The sequence below is a fragment of the Terriglobales bacterium genome (genome assembly GCA_035457425.1).
Taxonomy (GTDB): Bacteria; Acidobacteriota; Terriglobia; order Terriglobales; family Acidobacteriaceae; genus JACPNR01.
The window spans coordinates 1-22,259 of record DATIBR010000109.1; the positions used below are offsets into that span (position 1 = coordinate 1).

General features: G+C 66.5%; 22 protein-coding genes. 18 read left to right on the top strand and 4 right to left on the bottom strand.

What is annotated here, in order from left to right; genetic code table 11:
• The coding region (locus VLA96_08250; GenBank protein HSE49180.1) for a tetratricopeptide repeat protein at nt 1-735 on the bottom strand (735 nt) is incomplete at its 3' end.
• A 23-nt stretch (nt 736-758) separates the two neighbouring features.
• Here VLA96_08250 and VLA96_08255 point away from each other — a divergent pair.
• The 6 genes from VLA96_08255 (at nt 759) to VLA96_08280 (ending at nt 5,400) form a co-directional block, all read left to right on the top strand.
• Complete coding sequence (locus VLA96_08255; protein HSE49181.1) at nt 759-1,598, top strand: Cof-type HAD-IIB family hydrolase; 840 nt, start codon at nt 759-761, stop codon at nt 1,596-1,598.
• Between the two features lie 42 nt (nt 1,599-1,640).
• Nucleotides 1,641-2,366 carry a lytic transglycosylase domain-containing protein gene (locus VLA96_08260; GenBank protein HSE49182.1) on the top strand — a complete coding sequence of 242 codons (726 nt, stop codon included), beginning with the start codon at nt 1,641-1,643 and terminating at the stop codon, nt 2,364-2,366.
• 78 nt (nt 2,367-2,444) lie between these two features.
• A complete protein-coding gene (locus tag VLA96_08265) occupies nt 2,445-3,491 on the top strand; it encodes a lysylphosphatidylglycerol synthase transmembrane domain-containing protein (protein ID HSE49183.1) in 1,047 nt (348 codons plus the stop codon).
• 92 nt (nt 3,492-3,583) lie between these two features.
• Nucleotides 3,584-4,057: a transcriptional regulator NrdR gene (nrdR, locus tag VLA96_08270; protein ID HSE49184.1), complete on the top strand. Its 474-nt coding sequence runs from the start codon at nt 3,584-3,586 to the stop codon at nt 4,055-4,057.
• Nucleotides 4,058-4,123: 66 nt separating this feature from the next.
• Nucleotides 4,124-5,152 carry an isocitrate dehydrogenase (NAD(+)) gene (locus tag VLA96_08275; protein HSE49185.1) on the top strand — a complete coding sequence of 343 codons (1,029 nt, stop codon included), beginning with the start codon at nt 4,124-4,126 and terminating at the stop codon, nt 5,150-5,152.
• Complete coding sequence (locus VLA96_08280; protein HSE49186.1) at nt 5,149-5,400, top strand: hypothetical protein; 252 nt, start codon at nt 5,149-5,151, stop codon at nt 5,398-5,400. Before VLA96_08275 ends, VLA96_08280 begins: the two co-directional genes overlap by 4 nt.
• Here the strand turns inward: VLA96_08280 and VLA96_08285 are convergent.
• The 3 genes from VLA96_08285 to VLA96_08295 form a co-directional block, all read right to left on the bottom strand.
• Nucleotides 5,375-6,475: a radical SAM protein gene (locus VLA96_08285; GenBank protein ID HSE49187.1), complete on the bottom strand. Its 1,101-nt coding sequence runs from the start codon at nt 6,473-6,475 to the stop codon at nt 5,375-5,377. The two genes, VLA96_08280 and VLA96_08285, sit on opposite strands and share 26 nt — an antisense overlap.
• 123 nt (nt 6,476-6,598) lie before the next feature.
• The gene (locus VLA96_08290; protein HSE49188.1) at nt 6,599-8,041 is read right to left on the bottom strand and encodes a tetratricopeptide repeat protein; all 1,443 of its coding nucleotides are present in this window, start codon (nt 8,039-8,041) and stop codon (nt 6,599-6,601) included.
• A 55-nt stretch (nt 8,042-8,096) separates the two neighbouring features.
• A complete protein-coding gene (locus VLA96_08295; GenBank protein HSE49189.1) occupies nt 8,097-9,287 on the bottom strand; it encodes an OmpA family protein in 1,191 nt (396 codons plus the stop codon).
• 132 nt (nt 9,288-9,419) lie between these two features.
• Here VLA96_08295 and hemH point away from each other — a divergent pair, with 132 nt between their 5' ends.
• The 12 genes from hemH to VLA96_08355 all read left to right on the top strand — a co-directional run.
• Entirely contained in the window at nt 9,420-10,436 is a 1,017-nt protein-coding gene (gene hemH, locus VLA96_08300; protein ID HSE49190.1) for a ferrochelatase, read from the top strand.
• Nucleotides 10,437-10,525: 89 nt separating this feature from the next.
• Nucleotides 10,526-11,596 carry a Rieske 2Fe-2S domain-containing protein gene (locus tag VLA96_08305; GenBank protein ID HSE49191.1) on the top strand — a complete coding sequence of 357 codons (1,071 nt, stop codon included), beginning with the start codon at nt 10,526-10,528 and terminating at the stop codon, nt 11,594-11,596.
• Between the two features lie 9 nt (nt 11,597-11,605).
• Nucleotides 11,606-12,541: a cytochrome b N-terminal domain-containing protein gene (locus tag VLA96_08310; protein HSE49192.1), complete on the top strand. Its 936-nt coding sequence runs from the start codon at nt 11,606-11,608 to the stop codon at nt 12,539-12,541.
• 74 nt (nt 12,542-12,615) lie between these two features.
• Nucleotides 12,616-13,545, top strand: coding sequence for a hypothetical protein (locus tag VLA96_08315; protein ID HSE49193.1), 930 nt, complete (start codon nt 12,616-12,618; stop codon nt 13,543-13,545).
• Between the two features lie 49 nt (nt 13,546-13,594).
• Nucleotides 13,595-16,933, top strand: coding sequence for a hypothetical protein (locus VLA96_08320; GenBank protein ID HSE49194.1), 3,339 nt, complete (start codon nt 13,595-13,597; stop codon nt 16,931-16,933).
• A 55-nt stretch (nt 16,934-16,988) separates the two neighbouring features.
• Nucleotides 16,989-17,771 carry a carboxypeptidase regulatory-like domain-containing protein gene (locus VLA96_08325; GenBank protein HSE49195.1) on the top strand — a complete coding sequence of 261 codons (783 nt, stop codon included), beginning with the start codon at nt 16,989-16,991 and terminating at the stop codon, nt 17,769-17,771.
• Between the two features lie 130 nt (nt 17,772-17,901).
• Complete coding sequence (locus VLA96_08330; GenBank protein HSE49196.1) at nt 17,902-18,840, top strand: COX15/CtaA family protein; 939 nt, start codon at nt 17,902-17,904, stop codon at nt 18,838-18,840.
• Nucleotides 18,837-19,754, top strand: coding sequence for a heme o synthase (cyoE, locus tag VLA96_08335; GenBank protein HSE49197.1), 918 nt, complete (start codon nt 18,837-18,839; stop codon nt 19,752-19,754). The genes VLA96_08330 and cyoE overlap by 4 nt, the downstream gene beginning before the upstream one ends.
• Before the next feature lies 1 nt (nt 19,755).
• Complete coding sequence (locus tag VLA96_08340) at nt 19,756-20,748, top strand: ATP-binding cassette domain-containing protein (GenBank protein ID HSE49198.1); 993 nt, start codon at nt 19,756-19,758, stop codon at nt 20,746-20,748.
• Between the two features lie 10 nt (nt 20,749-20,758).
• Nucleotides 20,759-21,613 carry an ABC transporter permease gene (locus VLA96_08345; protein ID HSE49199.1) on the top strand — a complete coding sequence of 285 codons (855 nt, stop codon included), beginning with the start codon at nt 20,759-20,761 and terminating at the stop codon, nt 21,611-21,613.
• Nucleotides 21,613-22,035: a DUF420 domain-containing protein gene (locus tag VLA96_08350; protein ID HSE49200.1), complete on the top strand. Its 423-nt coding sequence runs from the start codon at nt 21,613-21,615 to the stop codon at nt 22,033-22,035. Before VLA96_08345 ends, VLA96_08350 begins: the two co-directional genes overlap by 1 nt.
• A partial coding sequence (locus VLA96_08355) for a hypothetical protein (protein HSE49201.1) occupies nt 22,035-22,259 on the top strand: 225 nt, incomplete at its 3' end. The genes VLA96_08350 and VLA96_08355, both read left to right, overlap by 1 nt.

The window sequence follows — 22,259 nt, forward strand, 5'->3', positions numbered from 1 at the left end:
TTCCTTCAGCAGCCCCGCGGCCTTGCGGAACCACGGCCGCTCCCGGCGCTTCAGATAGCGCGGCAGCGTAGCCTTCTTCGTCAGGATGCGGTTGGCCCAATCGCGCGCCTCGCTGTCCTTCCCCTGCGTGTGCAGGAAGACAGCGTAATTGAACTGCGTCTCGGAAAGCGTGGAAAGCCGCGTGGCTCCCTCGAACGCGGCGGCGGCACGCTCCGCTTCCCCGCTCCGCGCCAGCGCCAGCGCGTACAGGCCGGCTGCGCGCCCGTAGTCGTAGTCGCTGTCGAACTTCAGCACCTGCTCGAGGTCGCGGGCCGCGGAGCCGAACTCGCCGGTGTCGAGCTCCGCGAGGGCCCGCCCATAGAACGGATGCGGCGTCACCGTCCGCGCCGTGATGGCCTTGTCGTAAGCCTCGCGCGCCTCGCGCGTGCGGCCCTCTTCGCGCAGCAGGTCGGCGAGCTCCTCGTAGTTCCCCGGCGCGGGATTGTCGAGGATGATGGTCTGCAATTCCTTGATGCGCTTGCGCCGCGGGAAGCCCTTGAAGGTAGGCGCCAGCAGGGCGAGGTCGGGCAGGCCTTCGGCGATCAGGTACGCGGCCGCGCCGATCCAGCCGCCGATGAGGATGATCCACAGCCAGAAGGTATCCGGCCGCCGCCGCAGCCAGTGGATGACCGCGAAGATCTGCAGGAAGATCCCGTAACCGTAGAAGAAGCCGAACATGTGGGGGACGCCGCGCAATATAGCACCTGTAGAATCGAACCGTGAAGCGCTCTATTCGCCTGCTGGCCATCGACATCGACGGCACCCTGCTCGACCCCCACTTCCAGATCTCGGCGGCGAACCTGGCGGCTCTCCGGCGCGCGCACGAGGCCGGAGTGGAAGTCGTGCTGGTCACCGGGCGGCGCCATGCCTTCGCCCTGCCCATCGCCGAGCAGCTCGGATTCCCGATGTGGCTCATCAGCTCCAACGGCGCCGTGACCAAGTCCACCGCCGGCGAGCCCTTTCACCGCGACCTGCTCCCGGCCTCGACCGCGCGCCGCCTGGTCGCCGAGATGGACCGCTTCCGCGGCAACATCGTCATCACCTTCGACAAGGAAGAAAAGGGAGCGCTCGTGCTCGAGCGCATGGACGAGCTCACGCAGAGCATCCAGCGCTGGCTGGAAAAGAACGAGCAGTTCCTCCAGTTCGTCATCCCGGTGGAGCGCGCACTCACCGAGGACCCCATCCAGACCATGTTCTGCGGCACAGTCGCGCGCATGCGCGAGGCCCTCGACAGCCTCGCCCAGGCCGCGGTCGCCAGCGACGTCACCGTGCTCCGCACCCAGTACGACCACCGCGACCTGTGCATCGTCGACGTCCTGAACCGCGGCTGCTCCAAGGGCCACGCGCTCGAGCGCTGGGCCAAGCACCGCGGCTGCGCCCGCGAGCAGGTCATGGCCATCGGCGATAACTACAACGACCTCGAGATGCTCGCCTTCGCCGGCCTGCCGGTGCTGATGGGGAATGCATCCAAGGAACTGAGGCAGAGCGGCTGGCCCGTGACTCTGCCGAACGACCAGAGCGGCGTGGCCGCCGCCATCGAACAGTGGGTCGCGCTCTGATTCGGGTGCTCTGGATGCGGCAGAGCTGGATACAATAAAGACGTGCAGGTGCTTCGAAAACTCGGGCTATTGGCGCTCCTGGGCGCAGCTCTGCCGTGCCTGGCGGCGGACATCGCCGTCCTGCGCAACGGCTTCGAGATCCGCCACGAGCGCCGAGAGGTCGCCGGCGACCGCACGCGCCTCTACGTCAGCTCCGGCGGCTACGCCGAGGTCGCGACCTCCGACATCGCCGAGATCCGCCACGAAGAGTACGTGCCGCCGGCTCGTGGGGACGCGGGCGACCCGCCCGCCGGTCGTACTTCCCGGCTCGACGTCCATGCCCTCGCCGGCAAGGCCGCCGAGCAGCACCGGATCGACCAGGACTTCATCGAGGCGGTCATTCGCGCCGAAAGCGGCGGCAACCCCAAGGCGCGCTCGCGCAAGGGCGCGCAGGGCCTGATGCAGCTCATGCCCGCCACCGCCGGCAGGCTCGGCGTCAAGGACGCTTACGACCCCGAGGCCAACGTCGACGCCGGCACCCGCCACCTCCGTGCCCTGCTCGAGCAGTACGACGGCGACGCTATCAAGGCCCTCGCGGCCTACAACGCCGGCGAGCATCGCGTGCAGCAGTATGGCGGCGTGCCGCCCTACCGCGAGACCCAGTCCTACATCCGCCGCATCATCCGCGAGTACAACGCCAAGAAGCTGGCGCAGCGCCGCGCCGCCGCTCAGGCCGCGAAGGCTAAGAAGACGGCTGCCGCTGCAACCACTCCTGCCGCTGGGAACTAGCCCACAGTCCACAGTAGTCCACAGTCGCCAAGCGGCCACTGTGGACTGTGTACCGTGGACTGTGTACTGTCTTAGTCCGTGACGAAGCGCCGCGCCCTCATCCTGGCCGCCGTATTCGCCGTGCTGGCGGCGCTCATCTACCTCCAATTCCGGACGTGGAAGACCTTCGACTGGGCGGTCTTCTGGGCCCGCACCCAGGAAGCCGACCCCAGGCGCCTGCTCGCCGCCGTCGCGCTCATCTACGCGGTCTATTACCTGCGCGCGGTGCGTTGGCGCATCTTTCTCAAGCCGGTGTGCAAGGCCAGCGCCGCGCGCCTCACGCCGCCGCAGTTCATCGGCTTCACCGGGCTCGCGCTCCTGGGGCGCCCGGGAGAATTCATCCGGCCCTACCTCATCGCCCGCCGCGAGAACCTCACCTTCCCTTCCCAGATCGCGGTCTGGATGGTGGAGCGCATCTTCGACACCGGCTCGGTCGCGCTGCTGCTCGCCTTGGCGCTGTTCTCCGGGACGTTCTCGACCATCCCCTTCTTCCAGCAGGCGCCCAACGCGCTCGCGCGCCTGCGCTATGGCGGGTACATCCTGATCGGCGGCGTGGCGCTGGTGGCGGTGATGGCCTTCGTCATCCGCAGGAACGGTAACGCGCTCGCCGAGTGGATCGAAGGCCGCCTCCGGCGCTGGTTCCCGCACACCGCGCACCGGCTGGCGCACAAGGTCCGCAGCTTCGGCGAAGGCCTGAACACGCTGCACAGCCCCTGGGCGTTCGCCCAGCTGCTGGGAATCTCGTTCACCATCTGGCTGATGATCGGCCTGGCCTACGTCGAGGTCACGCGCGCCTACCCTGACCCGCGGCTGCACGGCATCGTGCTGCCGCACGTCGTGCTGCTGATGGTGGCGAGCATGGCCGGCTCCATGCTGCAGTTGCCCGGCGTCGGCGGAGGTTCCCAGCTCGCCACCATCGCGGTCCTGGCGCACGTCTTCGTCGTCCCGCAGGAGCTGGCCGTAAGCTGCGGCGTCATGCTCTGGGTCATCACCTTCATGGCCGTCATCCCTGCCGGGCTGGTGCTGGCGCGCCGGGAGCACATCTCCCTCCGCGAGATCGAAGCCGAGTCCCAGCTCAAGGATTGACCACAGGCCCACTGCTTCTCGCAAGACCTCGCGAAATCAGCCGGTGAACCAGTCAACAAGTGAATCAATAGCTGCTAAAATCCCCCGTCCCCATGAAATGTCCTTTTTGCGGGTTCGTGAACGACAAGGTGGTCGATTCGCGCGAGAGTAAGGAAGGCGAATCCATCCGCCGGCGCCGCGAGTGCCTGAAGTGCGAGAAGCGCTTCACCACCTACGAGCGTATCGACGAGATCCCGTACATGGTGGTCAAGAAGGACGGCCGGCGCGAGAAGTTCGACCGCCAGAAGGTGCTCAACGGCATCCTGCGCGCCTGCGAGAAGCGCCCGGTCTCGATGGGGAAGATGGAGCAGATCGTCAACGAGGTCGAGGGGTACGTGATCGACTCGCCCGAGCGCGAGCGCAAGACCAGCGAGGTCGGCGAGATGATCATGCGCGGACTCAAGAAGCTCGACAAGGTCGCCTACGTGCGCTTTGCCTCCGTCTACATGGACTTCAAGGACGTGAAGGAGTTCATGCACGAGCTGAAGGACCTGTTGAAGGACAAGGCGACGGTGAAGGCGAAATGAATTGCCGATCTACCCACAGCTCGATCGGCGATCGGCGATTGAAAATCAGCAATATGGGACTACGGAATGGCTCATAAAGTAACCCTCATTCCCGGCGACGGCATCGGCCCCGAAGTCATCAACGCCGTGGTCCGCGTGCTCGAGGCCACCGGCGTCAAGTTCGAGTGGGAGCGCTTCGCGGCCGGCGCGGAGGCCTACGAGAAGTTCCACGAGTACATCCCGAAGGAGCTCATCGAGTCGCTGGAGCGCACCAAGGTCGGCCTCAAGGGTCCGGTGACGACCCCCATCGGCGGCGGCTTCCCCTCCATCAACGTCGCGCTGCGCAAGAAGTTCGAGCTCTTCTCCAACTTCCGGCCCATCTACAACCTGCCCGGCATCCCGACCCGCTACCCCGGCCTCGACCTCATCATCGTGCGCGAGAACACCGAGTCGCTCTACGCCGGCATCGAGCACGAAGTCGTGCCCGGAGTGGTCGAGAGCCTGAAGATCATCACCGAGAAAGCCTCGACCCGCATCGCGCGCTGGGCGTTCGAGTACGCGCGCCGCGAAGGCCGCAAGAAGGTCCACGCCATCCACAAGGCCAACATCATGAAGCTCTCCGACGGCCTCTTCCTGCGCTGCTCGCGCAACGTGGCCAAGGAGTATCCGGAGATCACCTACGGCGAGCACATCGTCGACAACACCTGCATGCAGCTCGTCATGAACCCCTACCAGTACGACGTGCTGGTGATGGAGAACCTCTACGGCGACATCATCAGCGACCTGTGCTCGGGATTCGTGGGCGGGCTGGGCCTGGTGCCCGGCGCCAACATCGGGCACGAGATCGCGGTCTTCGAGGCGGTGCACGGCTCGGCGCCCGACATCGCGGGCAAGAACATCGCCAACCCCACCGCGGTGCTGCAGTCGTCGATCCTGATGATGCGGCACATCGGCGAGCGCGACGCCGCCGATCGCATGCGCAACGCGCTCGACGAGGTCTATCGCCGCAAGAAGGACAAGCTCACCAAGGATGTGGGCGGCACGGCCGGCACCAGCGAGTTCGCCGACGCCGTCATCGAAGCGATGCAGCAGCCCGTCAGCGCGACCGCGGGATGATCTCGAAGGAACAGGTTGAGCAGCTTCGAACCCTCTGCAAACGAGATGCCATCGCCGTATTGACGTTCTCCAATGGCGAGGTAGTCAGGGCAAAGCTGATAATGATCGACGATGAGTACGAGGATCTGCTCTACGACATCCTCGAAACGAATCGCCCGGACAGATACGCCAAGCCCCTCGAATCGTCGGCGTATGTCAGCCCATGGACGGAGATCGAGTCCTTCACTGAAGTGACGACTGCCGGCTAGCGCTCTGCCCCGAAGCGGCTGCCTTCTGCTTCGTTGGCGGTTCCGGCATGTAGAGGACCGGCGCGGGCTTAGGCGGCACGCGCTTCTCCCAGCGCGGGATCGCGATCCCTCGCAACCGGTTCACGAACCTCCCTACGAAGGCCGAGGCCCGCACCAGGTGCCGCAGGCGCACCGGCCCGACCATTCGCATCGGCTGGATGGCGTGCAGTCCCGTCGAGATGGCGCAGCCGCACTGGCTGCAATCCGGATCGCCGCCGAAGATGCACGGCTCCACCCGCGTGGCCAGGTCGGCCGAGTAGTTCACCGACATGCGCGCGAACGTGCACTCTTCCGGCTTCGCCGGCGGGCGCAGCAGGGCTTCCCCCGTGTCCGCGTGCGCCAGCAGCTTCGGGAAACGGTGGCGCAGCTCGGGAAGCTCGCGCACCAGCCGCGCGCGCCCGCTCTCCGTGAGCATCTCCGCCGCGCGCTCGCCGCGCTGCGGCGTGTAGGTGCTGAGCCAGATGCGGTTGACCTCCGGCTGCCGGCTCCAGAAGGCAAGGTACTCGGCCAGGTAGCCCTCCGATTCGAGCATCGGCTGCGTGATGGTCAGGTGCACGTTCACGCGCCGCCCCGCGATGTTCTCCAGGATCTTCTGGTACGTCGCGGGCTTGCGGCGCACGTCGTGGTGGTGCGGCAGGCCGTCCACCGAGATCGTCACCACCACCTGCGGAATGCTCTTCCACTCCAGCGGGATGGGGATCACGGCGCTGGTGACGACCATCGTCCACACTCCCATCGCGCTCAGCGCCGGCAGGATGCGGCTCAGCTCGCGATGCCGCACCAGCGGCTCGCCGCCTACCAGCGAGACGTGCAGCGGGCGATGCTTGCGCACCAGCGCGATCACGCCCTCCACCAGTTCGTCGCCGCGATAGTCCTTCAGCTCGGAGAGCGTGACCCCGCCGCCCAGGTGCGAGTCACCGTAGGCGTAGCAGCCGGGGCACGACAGCGGGCATTCGCGCGTGATCTCGATCGACAACAACGGGACGCTGCCCGTCAAAATGCGCAGGCCTGCCTTCGCTAGGTCTTTGGGTTTCACTACCGGTTGGATGCGGTGGCGGTCGGTTCCAGGACACCCGCGCAAACAATATTTTCCGCCGCCGGACGACGGCGCGCGGAACAATGTCGGATCGCTGCTGCCAGCGCGCTCCTGGCGGCCGCGCTAGTTCCCTGCCGGCTTCGCCATCGGCTCCGCCAGCATCCCGTCGGCGCCCTTCGTCAGCTCCACGAACGCCGGGTCGCGGAACAGCGACGCGAACACCGCGTCCACGCGCGCTTCCATCATCTCCTTGCTGCGGACCGCCTGGTAGCGCTCGTACTCGAAGAAGTGTCGCTTCAGCAGCGCCAGCGCTTTCTCCTTCTGGCCGAGCTGCGCGTAGATGGCGGCGAGATTATAGGAAGCGGGCAAGAGCGACCCGTGCTCGCGCGCGATCTTCAGGGCTTCCTCGCCGTGCCCGTTGCCCGCCAGGAAGGCCGCGGCGAACACGACGTTGAACGGCTCGTTCGGGTCGAGCTTCAGCGCCTCGCGCGTGTAGTGGTCGGCCTTCGCGCGGTCGCCTTCGGAGTTCCAATAGACCGCGAGGTTGCGGTACGCCAGCGGCAGCGGGAACTCGCGGACCGAGGCTTCCATCAGCGCGAGCCCTTTCTTGAAGTCGCCTTCGTGGATGGTCATCTTGCCCAGTCCATGCAGCGCGACGGCGCGCGAGAGCGGGTCGGCCGGCATCGCGAGGATGCGCTCGAACACCGCGCGCGCTTTCTCCCACTCGCCCGTGTGGTGGCGGTAAAGCTCGCCCAGATAGCGCAGCGGCGTAGCGTCATTCGGGTCGAGCCGCGAGGCCGCGAGGTAAAGCTTGCGCGCCTCCTCGTAGCGCTCGGCGTTCTCCGCGCGCAGGCCGGCGGCCATCGTCTGCTGGATCTTCGCGCTGAGCCGCGCGTCGAAGTTCGGTGCGTCCGGCATCGCCTCGGCATTCACGTCGTTCACGCCCAGCTTCTTCAGTTGCTTCACCGCGTCCTTGGCCTTGCCGGGGAACATGCACTTCTGTGCCGCGACCGAACGCAACTCGGCGATGGCCGCCTCGTTCTCGCCCGCCTTCGCCTTCGCCTTGGCGCTCTCCAGCTTCTCTTTGATCGCCGATTCCCGCTTCTTCACTTCCTTCTCGACCAGCTTCTCGACGTCGCCCACCTTCAGTTTGCCCTCGGTGTTTTCCAGCCGGTCGAGCTCCGCGCCGTCGGAAGCCTGCACCAGCACCACGACCGGCAGCGTGCCCTTCATCACGTACTTCGCCCCGATCTCGTTGCGCACGTCGACCACGCCCATCGTCACGCACTGCTGCGCGTAAAGCGAAAGCAGACGCGACTCACGCAGGCTGGAGTTGCGCAGCTCGAGGTCGCCGGTCGGGAACCAGTACACGACGAGGCCGTCCTTGGGAACGTCTTTGGGCTCGACCAGACGCCACGGCACCTGGTACGTCGCGGGCGCGAGGCTCGGGTCGATGCCGCCGCGCGACATCCCGCCCGTGCCCCCTCCGCCGCCTCCGCCGCACGTCGCCCAGCTCTGCGAGGCGAGCAGCAGGAAGGTCATGACGGCCGCGAGCGTGCGTTGCATAGATGTCCCCCGTAGGAACGTTATACCCGAATAGACGCGCGAGGTTGCGTTCCGGCTACTGGATCGCGACCACCTCGACGCGGCGGTTGAGCGCGCGCCCTTGCGCCGTGCCGTTGTCCGCCACCGGCTTGGCCTTGCCGAAGCCCTCGGCCGTGAGCCGCCGCCCGTCGATGCCCTTCCCCACCAGCCACGCGACCACCGCCTGCGCGCGCCGCTTGGAGAGGTCGAGGTTGTAGGCGTCGGTGTTGGTCGAGTCCGTGTGGCCCTCGACCCGCAGCTTCAACGCGGGCTGCGCCTTCAGAGCAGCGACCACATCGCTGAGCGTGGGAGCGGAATCGGCGCGCAGCTGGGCGGAGTCGGAGTCGAAGTGCACGCCATAGAGCACGGCGCGCCCGGAGGCGTCCAGCGATTCCTTCACGCTGGCGGCGCGCGCGCACGACTTCGGTGTGTCGCTCAGCCGCTCGCCGAACCACACGCCTTGCCGCGCGCCGTTCTCGAACCAGTAGCCGTTGAGCGCGCCGGCGGAAGAGAGCACCATCACCGCGGTCCCCCTGCGCCCGGGCTGCCGCCATTCGAAGTTGATGTTGCGGCCGTCGCTGGCGCCGTTCACCACCCCGCTGCCCTCGTAGTAGCAGCCGGTGATGCGGCCTCCCGTGCTGCTCAGGTTCAAGTCGCCGTAGTTGGTCTTGTAGTTGCCCGTGATCTTCGGCGTCGTCGCGGCCCCCACCGGCGCGCCGGTCGCCCGTACTTCCGTGAGCTCGGTGTAGTTCGCGTTGCCGTGGTTGCCGGTCACGACCAGCTTCACCCAGCGCGCCACCGTGCCGGCGGGCAGCGGGACGTCGTGCACCGCCTGCTTCGGCAGCTCGGCGGCCGCGACCTTGCGGAACCCCGCCTTTGCGGACGCCTGCGACACCCAGACCTCGACCCCCTTGGCCGAGATCCCCGGGTAGCTCGGCTCCTGCGCGGTCGTGCTGTCGAACGTGACCGCCTCGAGGCGATACGGCTGCGCTAGCTCGATGACAAACTCATGCGGCGGCTTCGCCTGGTCTTCCGACGACCACATCTCGGTGCCGCCGTCCAGCAGGTTGAGCGCGCCGAAGGCGTGGCTGTACTGGTCGGTGAACGACACCACGACCGCCCCGTTGGCGAACGCCATCACGTTCTTCTTCTCCGGCTTATCCGCTGGCTTCTGGCCGGCGGCAAGGAGCGCGAACAACAGCACGCAGGCGAGCGCGCGTGGCTTCATGGCTGCCCTCGAACAGGTGAAATGGGGGAGCGGCATGATAACGGAGCCGGCGCGGCGAGCAAAGAACGAACAGGATTTGACGCGCTGCGCGGCATTCTTTAAACTGCCGCGTTCGCTCGGGTTTCTCCCCAGATGCCTGAAGACAAGCGTCGGATCGGCGTAGTGCTCTTTCAGCTCGGTGGGCCGGATAGTCTGGCGGCCATCGAGCCTTTCCTTTTCAATCTCTTCTGCGATCCCGACATCATCGATTTCCCGTTCGCGCGCCTCGGGCGCAAGCCGCTCGCCAAGCTCATCTCCACCACCCGTGCGAAAAAAGTACAGCATCATTACCAGGTCATCGGCGGCTGCTCGCCCATCCGGCGCCACACCGAGCGCCAGGCGGAGGCGCTCGCGGCCGAGCTGAGCGCCTATGGTCTCGACGCGACCTGCGTCGTCGCCATGCGCTACTGGCATCCCTTCACCCAGGAAGCCATCGACCAGCTCGCGGCCGCCGGCGTGGACGAGGTCGTACTGCTCCCGATGTACCCGCAGTACTCGACCACGACCATCGGCAGCAGCCTGAACGAGTGGGAGCGCCGCTGGTTCTCGACCATCCCGACGCACCTGGTGCGCGAGTTCTATTCGTACCCGGGCTACCTCGACGCTGTCTGCGAGAAGATCGACCAGACGCTGGCGCGCTTCCCTGACCCGCGCGCCGCCGAGCTCGTCTTCAGCGCGCACAGCGTTCCGGTCGCGGTCATCGAGAAAGGCGACCCCTACCAGCGGCAGATCGAGGAGACGGTCGCGCTCGTGATGCGGCGTGGCGGCTGGCCCAACCCGCACCGCCTCTGCTACCAGTCGAAGGTCGGCGCCAGCAAGTGGCTGCAGCCCCCGCTGCGCACCACCATCCGCGAGATGGCGGAGCAGAAGATCCAGGACCTGTGCGTGGTTCCCATCGCGTTCGTCTCCGACCACGTCGAAACCCTCGGCGAGATCGACCACGAGGCGCGCGAGATGGCCATGCGGCTCGGCATTCGGCAGTTCGAGATGACCCCCGGCCTCAACGATTCGCCGGCGTTCATCCGGGCGCTCGCCGGCCTGGTGCTGCAGAAGCTGTCCACCGTAGTAGTCCGAAAGCGTGAAGAAGAGTCTCTGGTAGCCGCGGATTAGGGTGAGCGCGGAGCGAGCGCCGGAATAGCGCGAGCAAAGCGCGAGGGCGAAGCAGCTTGCTGCGGAGCCCTCGGAAAAACGAAAGGGATATGGCTGACGAGAAACCAGTAGGTCCGATCAGCAGTTCGCGCTTGTCGGCGGAGAACGCCTACCGCAAGCGGCAGGGACTGCCTCCCCTCACGATGGAGGAGTACGTCGCGCAGTTGAGCGGCGCCGCGCCGGCCACCACGCCGGCCGGCAGCCAGACCAAGGCGGCGACGCCTCCCGCTGCGCCGCAAGCGCCCGCCTCCGCCAACGTCCCCGCGCCCACCAACGCTCCGCCCGCTCCCGCGGGCGAAGTGAAGAAGCTCTCGCCTTCTCGCTTCGCGTCCGAGAATGCCTATAGAAAGAAGATGGGCCTGCCGCTGCTGACGCCGGAAGAAGCCGGCCTCGCGCCGGCCGGCGAAACGCCCGCGGCTCCGGCCGCGCCCGCTGCACCGTCGGCCGCAAAGCCGGCCGCGCCTGCGGCGCCCCGCGCCGCCGCTCCCGCGGGTCCCACGCAGCCGCCGCCGAGCGCGGCGGCCACCGTCGCTCGCGGCGCCACCGCGAATCGCTACGTCGGCACGCCGGCCGTCGGCACTTCCAAAGCCGCGCAGTCCGGCGGCGTCGCTTCCACCGGCCCCCGCAACACCGAGATCGACCAGACCCGCCGCCGCCTCGTCTGGGCGTCGGTCGCCGCGTTCCTGGGCGCGTGGCTGCTCGCGTTCTTCCGCTTCTTCCTGCCCCGCACGCTGTTCGAGCCCAGCACCGTCTTCAAGATCGGCTATCCCTCCGACTACGGCATCGGCGTCGACACCAAGTGGCAGGCGCAGTACCGCATCTGGGTGGACCGCACGCCCGACCGCCTGTTCGTCATCTACGCGCGCTGCACGCACCTGGGCTGCACGCCCGACTGGAAGCCGGCCGAGAACAAGTTCAAATGCCCGTGCCACGGCTCGGGTTACGACTCCGAAGGCGTGAACTTCGAGGGCCCCGCGCCGCGCCCCATGGACCGCGCACACGTCGAGCTCGATCCCACCGGGCAGATCGTCGTCGACACCAGCCGCCTCTTCATGTGGCCGAAGGGCGTCCCCTACGAGCAAAGCGACTTCAACAAAGAGAACGCGTTCCTCTCGGTATAAGGACCAGAGATGGCAGAGCACGAGACGAAGGACAAGAAAGCGCCGCCGGCCGGTGGCAACGGCTCCAACGGCAAGGGCCTGCTCACGTCGTTGAAAGACGACGTGAAGACCCTGCCCGACGAGATGAAGGAAAAGGTGAAGGAGCAGGTCGAGATCGTCAAAGATCCGACCAAGACCCAGATCTTCACCTCCATCTTCCGGCACAAGCACGACGACACGCCCCGCAACCGCGCCCTCGGCGTGCTCTCCAACGTGTTCCTGCACCTCCACCCGGCGAAGATCAACCGCGACGCCGTCCGCTACAACTACACCTGGGGCATGGGCGGGATCACCTTCTACCTCTTCATCGTCCTCACCTTCACCGGCGTCCTGCTCATGTTCTATTACCACCCGACGAAGGTGCAGGCCTTCCGCGACATCCTGTACCTGGAGCACGACGTCCCGTTCGGCAAGCTGCTGCGCAACATGCATCGCTGGGCCGCCCACCTGATGATCATCGCGGTGTGGCTGCACATGTTCCGCGTGTTCCTGACGGGCAGCTACAAGAAGCCGCGCGAGTTCAACTGGAACGTCGGCGTCATCCTGCTGGTTTTGACGATGCTGCTCTCGTTCACCGGCTACCTGCTGCCCGACGACCAGCTCGGATTCTGGGCCGTGACCGTGGGCACCAACATGGCGCGTGCCACTCCCCTGCTCGGGCATGAGGGCCCATTCGGCCCGGAGCTGGGCATGACGCCGTACAACGACGTGCGGTTCGGATTGCTCGGCGGCTCCATCGTCGACGCGAACGCGCTCTTGCGCGCCTACATCTGGCACTGCATCGGCATTCCCATCATCGCTTCCATCTTCATGATCGTGCACTTCTGGCGCGTGCGTAAGGACGGCGGCATCAGCGGTCCCGCGCCGGTCATCCTCGAGAGCGAAGTGAAGGAGGCGCGCCGGTGAAGATCTCCGTTGGTGTCATCCTGAGCGAAGCGAAGGATCTCATCATCGACTCTTTTTCGGGTGAGGTGAACTAAGTGGATTGGCGACAGCTCTGGGAGATCTCCTCGACGCCTGACAACGTGCCCATCGTGGCGCTGCTGCCGCTGGTGGTCTTCTACTGCTGGCTGGCGTGGAAGCAGGCGCGCGCCAACGACGCGCTCATCGGCCAGCTCGAAGCCGACCCCGCGATGGCCAAGACGCACCACCGCAAGACCTTCCCGTGGCAGCCCGGCTGGTCGAAAGAGATCCACGTGTGGCCGTTCCTGCTGCGCGTCGAGTTCCTCGCGGCCATCATCGTGACCATCATCCTGATGGTGTGGTCGATCACCCTGAACGCGCCGCTGGAAGAGCCGGCGAATCCCAACCTCACCATGAACCCGGCGAAAGCGCCGTGGTACTTCCTCGGACTGCAGGAGATGCTGGTCTACTTCGACCCGTGGATCGCGGGCGTGGTGATGCCGACGCTCATCATCATCGGGCTGATGGCCATCCCCTACATCGACACCAATCCGCTGGGCTCGGGCTACTACACCATCAAGCAGCGCAAGTTCGCCATCGGGACGTTCGTGTTCGGGTTCATCGTGCTGTGGGTCTCGATGATCATCATCGGTACCTTCATCCGCGGCCCGGGATGGCAGTGGTTCTGGCCGGGGCAGGTCTGGGACCACAACAAGGTCATCTATGAGGTGAACCGCGACCTGCCGGACATCCTCGGCATCACCACGCAGCCGCTGAAGGGTATCTTCGGCGCGGTCGTGGTGGGTGCGTACTTCATTGTCGGCGGGTTGCTGACGCACACGCTCTTCAAGCGTTACAACCCGAAGGATTACCGGCGCATGAGCTTCTTGCAATACAACACCATGATGTTCCTCATGCTGCTGATGGTCTCGCTGCCGGTGAAGATGCTGGCGCGCCTGCTGTTCCACATCAAGTACGTCTGGGTCACACCCTGGTTCAATATCTAGTTGCGAGTTGTGAGTCGTGAGTCGTTAGCCTGAGGGATGAGACGGAAAAATGGCTGAGCAACTGCCGCCGCAAGACGATCCCGTGACCAGCAGATCGCTGGCGTTTCCCTACCTGATCGCCATCGTGATCCTGCTGTTCACGCTGTTCTGGGCGATCTACGACGAAGGCTGGGGCACGCGCCCGTGGAAGGGCTTCCAGACGGAGTTCAAGAGCCGCTACGACAACTTCCTGAAGTCGGTGCGCTCGCGCTCCGCGCAGGCCGAGCAGGACCTGATGGCCGGCGCGGAATACCAGAAGCTCAAGGCCGACTACGACCGCATCAGCGCCGACATCAAGCCCAAGGTCGACGACATCAACAAGCAGCTCAGCAAGCTCAACCAGGACATCGCCATCGTCCAGGAAGCGTTCGTCGACGCGCGCGCGCACGTCGCCGCCGACACCTACGACATGGAGACGACCGAGAGCGACAGCAGCCGGGAGAAGAAAGCGAAGGCGCTGAAGGAGTACCAGGAGAAGAAGCAGTTCACCGTGGAGATCCCGGGCGAAGGCAAGAAGGGCCCGATGAGCTTCCACGAACTGGAGCAGCTCTACCTCGGACTGAAAGACCAGAAGGCCGCGCTGGTCGCGCAGCTCGCCGAGCTCACCAAGCCGCAAAAAGACGCGCAGGCGAAGATGAGCCAGTACCTGGCCGACAACATGGTCGACCTCTCGCCCGAGGCGCTCGACAACCTGCGCAGGGCCAACCGCGACTGGGATCCCAAGATCGTCCAGATCAACGTGAACGAGGCGAACCTGGTCGACCGCTGCGAGTCCTGCCACATGGGCGCGCGCCAGGTGCTGGACATCACGCCGGCGAACATGACGGCCAGGGACAAGAAGCCCGACAAGTACGCGATGGCGTTCGTCTCGCACCCTGCGCGGCAACTGCTCGCCATCCATGACCCGGAGAAATTCGGCTGCTCGCCCTGCCACGGCGGCAACGGCCGCGCCACCTCCAGCGTGGAGAAGGCGCACGGCACCTACGAGCACTGGCTGTGGCCGATGTGGAAGAAGGAGAACGTCGAAGCCGGCTGCCAGACCTGTCACGCGGCCGACATGGTGCTGGCCGCGCCCGGCCAGGGGCCGGAGCTGGGCAAGGTCATCGATCGCGGCAAGGAGCTCTTCCGGCTGCGCGGCTGCAACGGCTGCCATCGCTACGAGGGCTACGACAAGGAGCCGGAAGACGTCACGTTCTTCCGCCAGCAGTTCAAGCAGCTCGAAGGCCAGATCAGGGACAACCTGCACCAGGCGGCGGTCCTGTCCAAGAAGGGCGACCAGGCCGAAGACAACAACACGGCCAACATGTACTACCAGCAGGCGGAGAACCTGCGCATCGAGAACTCGCACGTTGCCGCCCGCATCGAGCAATACGACGTGCAGCTCAAGAGCGCCCTGCACGACATGAAGAAGATCGGCCCGAACCTCAAGGAGATCCGGGCGAAGCTCAACAAGAACTGGATCCCGGTGTGGCTGAAGAAGCCGACGGATTTCCGCCCCGGCACGCGCATGCCGAACTTCCGGCTCGACGACGAGGACATCCAGGCCATCAGCGCTTACCTGTGGCAGACTTCGCTGCCCGACACGCTGCCCAAGGCCAAGCCGGGCAACGCGGCGCACGGCAAGGAACTGCTCGAGGTCCGCGGCTGCCTGGCGTGCCACTCGGTCGGCAGCGGCGACTCCCGCCAGGGCGGCGAGTTCGCGCCCAACTTCGAGCGCACCGGCGAGAAGGCCACGCCGGAATATCTCGCGCGCTGGATCCACAACCCGCGCCAGCGGCTGCGCCCCTACTGCCCGACGGAGAAGAAGGACATCGGACCTGAGGACTACGCCAAGAAGGGCCTGCCCTACGTCTTTGACGAAGACCACTCCACCTGCCCGAACGACGGCCACGAGCTCCAGTACCAGCAGATGACCGTGATGCCCATCCTGCGGCTCAGCGAGGCCGACGCGAACGACGTCGCCACCTATCTCTCCACGCTGCGGCAGAAGGAAGCGGCGGATTATCCGGAAGCCCCCTACATGGACGACCCGCGCCTGAAGGAGCGGGGCCGCGCGAAGATCCGCCAGTACGGCTGCGCCGGCTGCCACGAGATCGCCGGCTTCGAGGACGAAGGCCGCATCGGCACCGAGCTCACGCAGGAAGGCTCCAAGCCCATCGAGCGCCTCGACTTCGCCCTGCTGACCGAAGAAGCGAAGCGTGGCGGCCACAACCCGATCCTCACGCCCAAGATCAAGGAGCAGATCGGGCCGTGGTACACCGGCAAGTATCCCTCGGACGCGAAGAAGATCGACCCCTGGTACGACACGAAGGGCTTCTTCGAGCACAAGTTGCTCGTCCCCAACCTCTACGACTACGACATCGAAGGCCGGCAGAAGGTAAAGAAGGAAGAAGAGTACCTGCGCATGCCCGATCCGCACCTGACGGACGAGCAGCGCAACGCCATCGTGACCTTCCTGCTGGGCAGCCAGGACCCGACCGTGCCGGCAAGCTACAAGTACCAGCCGCGTGGCGCGGACAAGGACATCCAGGAAGGCTGGTGGGTCGTCAAGAAGTACAACTGCATGGGGTGCCACCAGTTCGTCCCCGGGCAGCAGACTTCGCTGATGACGATGGCGCGCTACCAGGATGCGGACTGGAAGGAGCAGCTTCCGCCCAAGCTGCTGACCGAGGGCGCGCGCGTCGACCCCGTCTGGCTGATGAAGTTCCTGTCGAACCCGTCGCTCAGCACCACCGACACCAACCGGAACGGCGTGCGCCCCTACCTGCAGGCGCGCATGCCGACCTTCTTCCTGTCGGACAATGAGCTGCGGAAGCTGGTGCGCTTCTTCCAGGCGCTCTCGCAGCAGCCCATGCCCTACATCCCGCAGCGGCAGGAGACTCTGACCGCGAAGGAGATGGAGATGGGCCGCAGCCTGTTCTCGTCGGCGGCCGCGCCGTGCCTGAAGTGCCACGCCACCGGCGACCCGAATCACGACAAGACGGCAACCGCGCCCAACTTCCTGCTGGCGAAGGAGCGTCTCAAGCCAGGGTGGATGGAGCGCTGGATCATCGACCCGCAGGCCATTTCGCCGGGCACCTCGATGCCCAGCGGCCTGTTCCACAAGCAGGGCGAGCAGTGGGTCTTCAGCGGTCCCATCCCGCCGTCGTTCCAGGGCTACGACAAGGACCACACCAAGCTGCTGGTGCGGTACATGATGCAGCTCACGCCGGAAGAACAACGGCGGGTGGCGGGCATGATGGGCCGCGGCGGCTCCGCTCCCGCGAAGACCGGGGCGCTGCCGCGCCAGAACGCGCCACCGGCGGCTTCCGCCTCCCCGGTGCGGCCCGGCGCGGGCGCTTCGCGCTAGAATGATTAGTTTCACTCACGGCACTCAGACAATAAGAAAGGGTTAAGGACTGTTTATGAACCGTAAATGGATAGCGCTGACCGCGCTCCTCTCCCTGTTGTTCCTCGCGGCTCTGACCGGTTGCGGCAAGAAGGAAGAGACCGAGCAGAGCACCTCCCCTAGCGCCGATACCGCCAAGCCGGCCACCATCGACAAGAGCCAGGTGGCCGCCGTCTCGGGCGTCATCAAGTTCGACGGCACCGCGCCCAAGCCGACCAAGATCGACATGAGCCAGGATCCCGCCTGCAAGAAGACCGGCGCGGAGAATATGACCGAGACCGTGGTCGTCGACAACGGCAACCTCGCCAACGTCTTCGTCTACGTCAAGGAAGGCCTGCCCAACGCCAACTTCCCCGTCCCGACGGACAAGGTCACCATCGACCAGCAGGGCTGCCGCTACCATCCCCACGTGCTGGGCGTGATGGCCGGCCAGACGGTCGAGATCAAGAACGACGACGACACCACCCACAACATCCACCCCTCGCCCAAGGACAACAAGGAGTGGAACGAATCGCAGCCGCCGAAGGGCGCTCCCATCGAGAAGACCTTCGCCCGTCCCGAGGTACTGATCCCGGTGAAGTGCAACCAGCACCCCTGGATGAAGATGTACCTCGGCGTGGTGAAGCACCCGTACTTCGCCGTGACCGGCAAGGACGGCAAGTTCGAGATCAAGGACCTGCCACCGGGCGATTACACCATCGCCGCCGTGCACGAGAAGTTCGGCGAGCAGACCATGAAGGTCAAGGTCGCGCCCAAGACGGACGTGAAGGACCAGACCATCACCTTCAAGGCCCAGTAAACGCATCGCAAGCGAGAGGGGCGGGTTCGCCCGCCCCTTTCTACGTTTCCGCCGGCATGGTACAAATACCCTTTCGGGGAGCAGTCGCCTGACCTCCACCTACAACCGTGCGCACCACCGCTTCGCCGTCGTGCTGGCGTCGGCGACCTTCGTGTTGCTGGTGGCGGGCGCGCTGGTCACCTCCAACGACGCCGGCCTGGCTGTCCCGGACTGGCCCACCTCGTTCGGCTCCATCTACCGGATCCCGCCCATGGTCGGGGGCGTCCGCTTCGAGCACAGCCACCGCATGATCGCCGAGCTCATCGGACTGCTGACCATCGTGATGGCCGTCTGGACGTGGCGCGCCGACGCGCGCGGCTGGCTGCGCCGGCTCGCGCTGGGCGCGCTCGCGCTCGTCATCTTCCAGGGCGTGCTCGGCGGGACCACGGTCTTGAATTACCTGCCGCCGGCGGTCTCGTCGGCGCACGCCACCTTCGCCCAGACGTTCTTCTGCGTCGCCGTCCTGATGGCGCTGTTCACCAGCCGGTCGTGGGTCGGGCAGGACCGCCTGGCGCTGCGCGATGAAGGCACGCCCGGGCTACGCACGCTCTCGGTCGTGCTGCTCGTCGCGCTCTACGCGCAACTGATCCTCGGCGCGGCCTTCCGCCACGTCTGGACGAAGCTCGGTCCCACCGGCGCCAACCGCATCGCCGCCGAACAGATCACCGGCGCCTACCTCGTGCCGCACGTGTTGAATGCCCTGCTCGTGACCGCGCTGCTCATCTGGGTCGCGACGCGCGTGCTCGCCCGTTACGGCAATGTCTCGACCCTGCGCCGGCCCGCCACCGTGCTGCTGTTCCTGGTCGCGGCGCAGTTGATGCTCGGCTTCGGAGCCTACCTCGCGCGCGTCGAATGGGGACGCGACGCCGCGCAGCCCCATCCCTTCATGGTCTGGAGCACGGTCGCGCACGTGGTGACCGGCGCGGCGCTGCTGGGGACCTCCGTGGTGCTGACCGCGCAGGTCTACCGCAATCTTCGTTCGCAGGAGCAGGAAGAGGTCGCAGTGGCTTCGGAGAAGGCAACCGCATGAGCACCGTGGCAGTCGCGCGTCCGCGTCCCGCGTCGGTCGTCACCGACTTCGCCGAGCTGTTCAAGGCGCGCGTGACCTCGCTCGTCATGATGACGGCATGGTGCGGCTGCTATATGGCCGCGGCGAAAGCCGGCATCTCTTCCCTTTCCTGGAACGTGCTGAACGCCGTGCTCGGCATCGGGCTGGTCGCCGGCGGCACCGCCGCGCTCAACGAAGTCCTCGAGCACGAAGCCGACGCGCTCATGCTGCGCACCAACCGCCGCCCGCTCCCGATGAAGCGCATGGCCGTGTGGCACGCCGCCGCGCTCGGACTGCTGGCGACGCTCGGCGGGGTCCTCTATCTCGCGCTCGCCGGCAACCTGCTGACCGCGGCGCTCGCGCTGGCGACCTCGGCGGTCTACCTCGGCGTCTACACGCCCCTCAAGAAAGTTTCTCCCATCTCGACCTTCCTCGGCGCCTTCCCCGGAGCGATGCCCGGCCTGCTCGGCTGGACCGCCCTGCGCGGCCGCCTGGAGTGGGAAGGGCTGGCGCTGTTCGCCATCGTGTGGGTGTGGCAGTTCCCGCACTTCCATTCCATCGCGTGGCTGTACTCGGAAGACTATCGGCGCGCCGGCATCCGCATGTTGCCGGTGGTCGACGACACCGGCCGCCGCACCGTGCGCCAGGTCGTCTTCTATTCCCTGCTGCTCATCCCCGTGACGCTCGCGCCCTCGTTCCTTGGGATGTCGGGCAATGTGTACCTGGTCGGCGCGTTCCTGCTGGGCGTGGCTTCGCTGTGCGTCGCCGCCCGGCTTGGGCGCAACGGTAGTACGCCCTCCGCGCCGGAGTCGAAGGCGGCCGCCCGCCAGCTCTTGCTCGCCACCGTCCTTTACCTGCCCGCGCTCTTTGCCCTGATGATGCTCGACGTGCGCTGACGTGCCCGTAACTACTCCTTCTCCAGCATCCCGTTCCACCGCCAGCCCGGCCGAGCCCGTGGTGCGCGTGGAGAACGTCGCGCACCAGTACGGCGACCGCGCCGCGCTGCGCGGCGTGAGCTTCGACGTCCGCCCGGCGGAGATCTTCGGCCTGCTCGGCCCCAACGGCTCCGGCAAGACCACGCTCTTCCGCATCCTTTCGACGCTCATGCTGCCGAGCGGCGGGCGCGCGCTCGTCTCCGGATTCGACGTCGCGACCCAGCCCAACCACGTGCGCCGGCACATCGGCGTCGTCTTCCAGGCGCAGTCGGTGGACGTGAAGCTCTCAGCCCGGGAGAACCTCTGGCACCAGGGACACCTCTACGGCCTCGCCCGCGGCGCGCTCAAGCAGCGCATCGCCGAGATGCTCGGCCACGTCGGGCTCGGAGACCGCGCCGGCGACCGCGTCGAGACGTTCTCCGGCGGCATGCTGCGACGCGTCGAGCTGGCGAAGGGCCTGCTGCATCGCCCGCAAGTGCTGCTGCTCGACGAGCCCACCACCGGCCTCGACCCCGGCGCGCGCCGCGATGTCTGGCTCTACCTGGACCACGTGCGCGAGACGCAGGGCGTCACCGTCGTCGTGACCACGCACCTGATGGAAGAGGCCGAGCGCTGCGACCGGCTCGCCATCCTGAACGAAGGCAAGCTGGTCGCGCTCGGGACGCCGGCGGAACTGAAAGCGAAGATCGGCGGCGACGTCATCGTGCTCGAAGCGCCGGACGCGCAGTCGCTCGCGGCAAAGATCGCGCAGCGCTTCGGCGCGACCCCCACGGTCATGGAGAACAAGGTGCGCCTCGAGCGCGCCAACGGCCACCGCTTCGTCGCCGAGGTCAGCGAAGCCTTCCCCGGCGAGTTCGATTCCATCTCCGTCTCCAAGCCGACGCTCGAAGACGTCTTCATCGACCTCACCGGCCACCGCTTCTGGACCGACGCGCAGCCGGAGTCCAAGCAGTAGAATCGAAAATATGGCCACCCGAACCACCACCATGTCGAGCGAAGAAGCCCGCGCCGCCGAGATGCGTCCGCAAGGCGGCGCCGGCGGCACGCTGCTCGCCGCCGCCACGCTGTGGTGGCGCGAAGTCGTCCGCTTCTACCGCCAGAAAGCGCGCGTGGTCGGCGTCATCGCTTCGCCGCTGCTGTTCTGGGTGGTCATTGGCTCGGGCTTCGGGCGTTCGTTTCGCGACCCCTCCGCCGCAGCCGCGGGCGGCGGGCACTACCTCGAGTACTTCTTCCCCGGCGCGCTCATCATGATCGTGCTGTTCACCTCCATCTTCGCCATGATGAGCGTGATCGAGGACCGCAAGGAAGGCTTCCTGCTCTCCGTGATGGTCGCGCCGGTGCACCGCACCGCCATCGTGCTGGGCAAGGTGCTCGGCGGGACGACGCTGGCGGCCATCCAGGGAATGCTGTTCCTGGTGTTCGCGCCCTTCGTCGGAATACGGCTCGGGCTGGAACAGATCGCGGTGACCGCGCTCGTGGTCTTCCTGGTTTCGTTCGCGCTGACCGCGCTCGGCTTTGCCATCGCCTGGCCGATGGATTCGAGCCAGGCCTTTCACGCCGTCGTGAACCTGTTCCTCATCCCGCTGTGGCTGCTCTCGGGCGCGCTCTTCCCGCTCTCCGGCGCCAGTGGCTGGATGCGGCTTTTGATGCGGCTCAACCCGCTGACCTACGGCGTCGACGCGCTGCGCGTCACGCTCTTCCCCGGCGCGACCTCTGAGCTGCCGCTCTGGACCTCGATCGGCGTGCTGGCGGCCTTCGCGCTCGTCGTCTTCGCGCTGGCGTTCCTGATGGCCAACCGGCGCCGGGGCGTGCCCGCCTGATGGACGTCAGCTTCCTGCCGGCGCTCAACGCCACCCTGAACGGCACCACCACCGTCCTGCTCATCATCGGGCGCACCTTGATCGCGAAGAAACTGGTCATGGCGCATCGCCGCGTGATGATCGCCGCGGTCAGCACGTCGGCGCTGTTTCTTATCTCGTATCTCACGTACCACGCGCAGGCGGGCTCGGTGCGCTTTCAGGGACAGGGCTGGGTGCGGCCGCTGTACTTCGCCATCCTGCTCACGCACACCGTGCTGGCGGCGGCGATCGTTCCCCTGGTGCTGGTGACGCTGGCGCGCGGCCTGCGCGGCAACTTCGACCGCCACCGCGCCATCGCCCGCTGGACCTATCCGGTGTGGCTGTATGTCTCGGTCACCGGCGTGGTCATCTACCTCATGCTCTATCATCTCTACCGCGCGTGATGGCAAGAGTCAGACTCAAGATCGACGTGGGCGGCACGGTGGGCGACGAGGCCTGGCGCGCCATCCGCCACTTCGACCCGGTGCAGTCGGCCGACTACGGGCCGCAGCACGGCACGAGCGGCGAGTGCCGGCACGCCGCCGCCGAGCCGCACGCCAAGGGCGAATGGCGCGGCGCGCTCATCCGCCTGCAGACGCCGCTGCTGGCCCAGTACGCGATGTCGCAC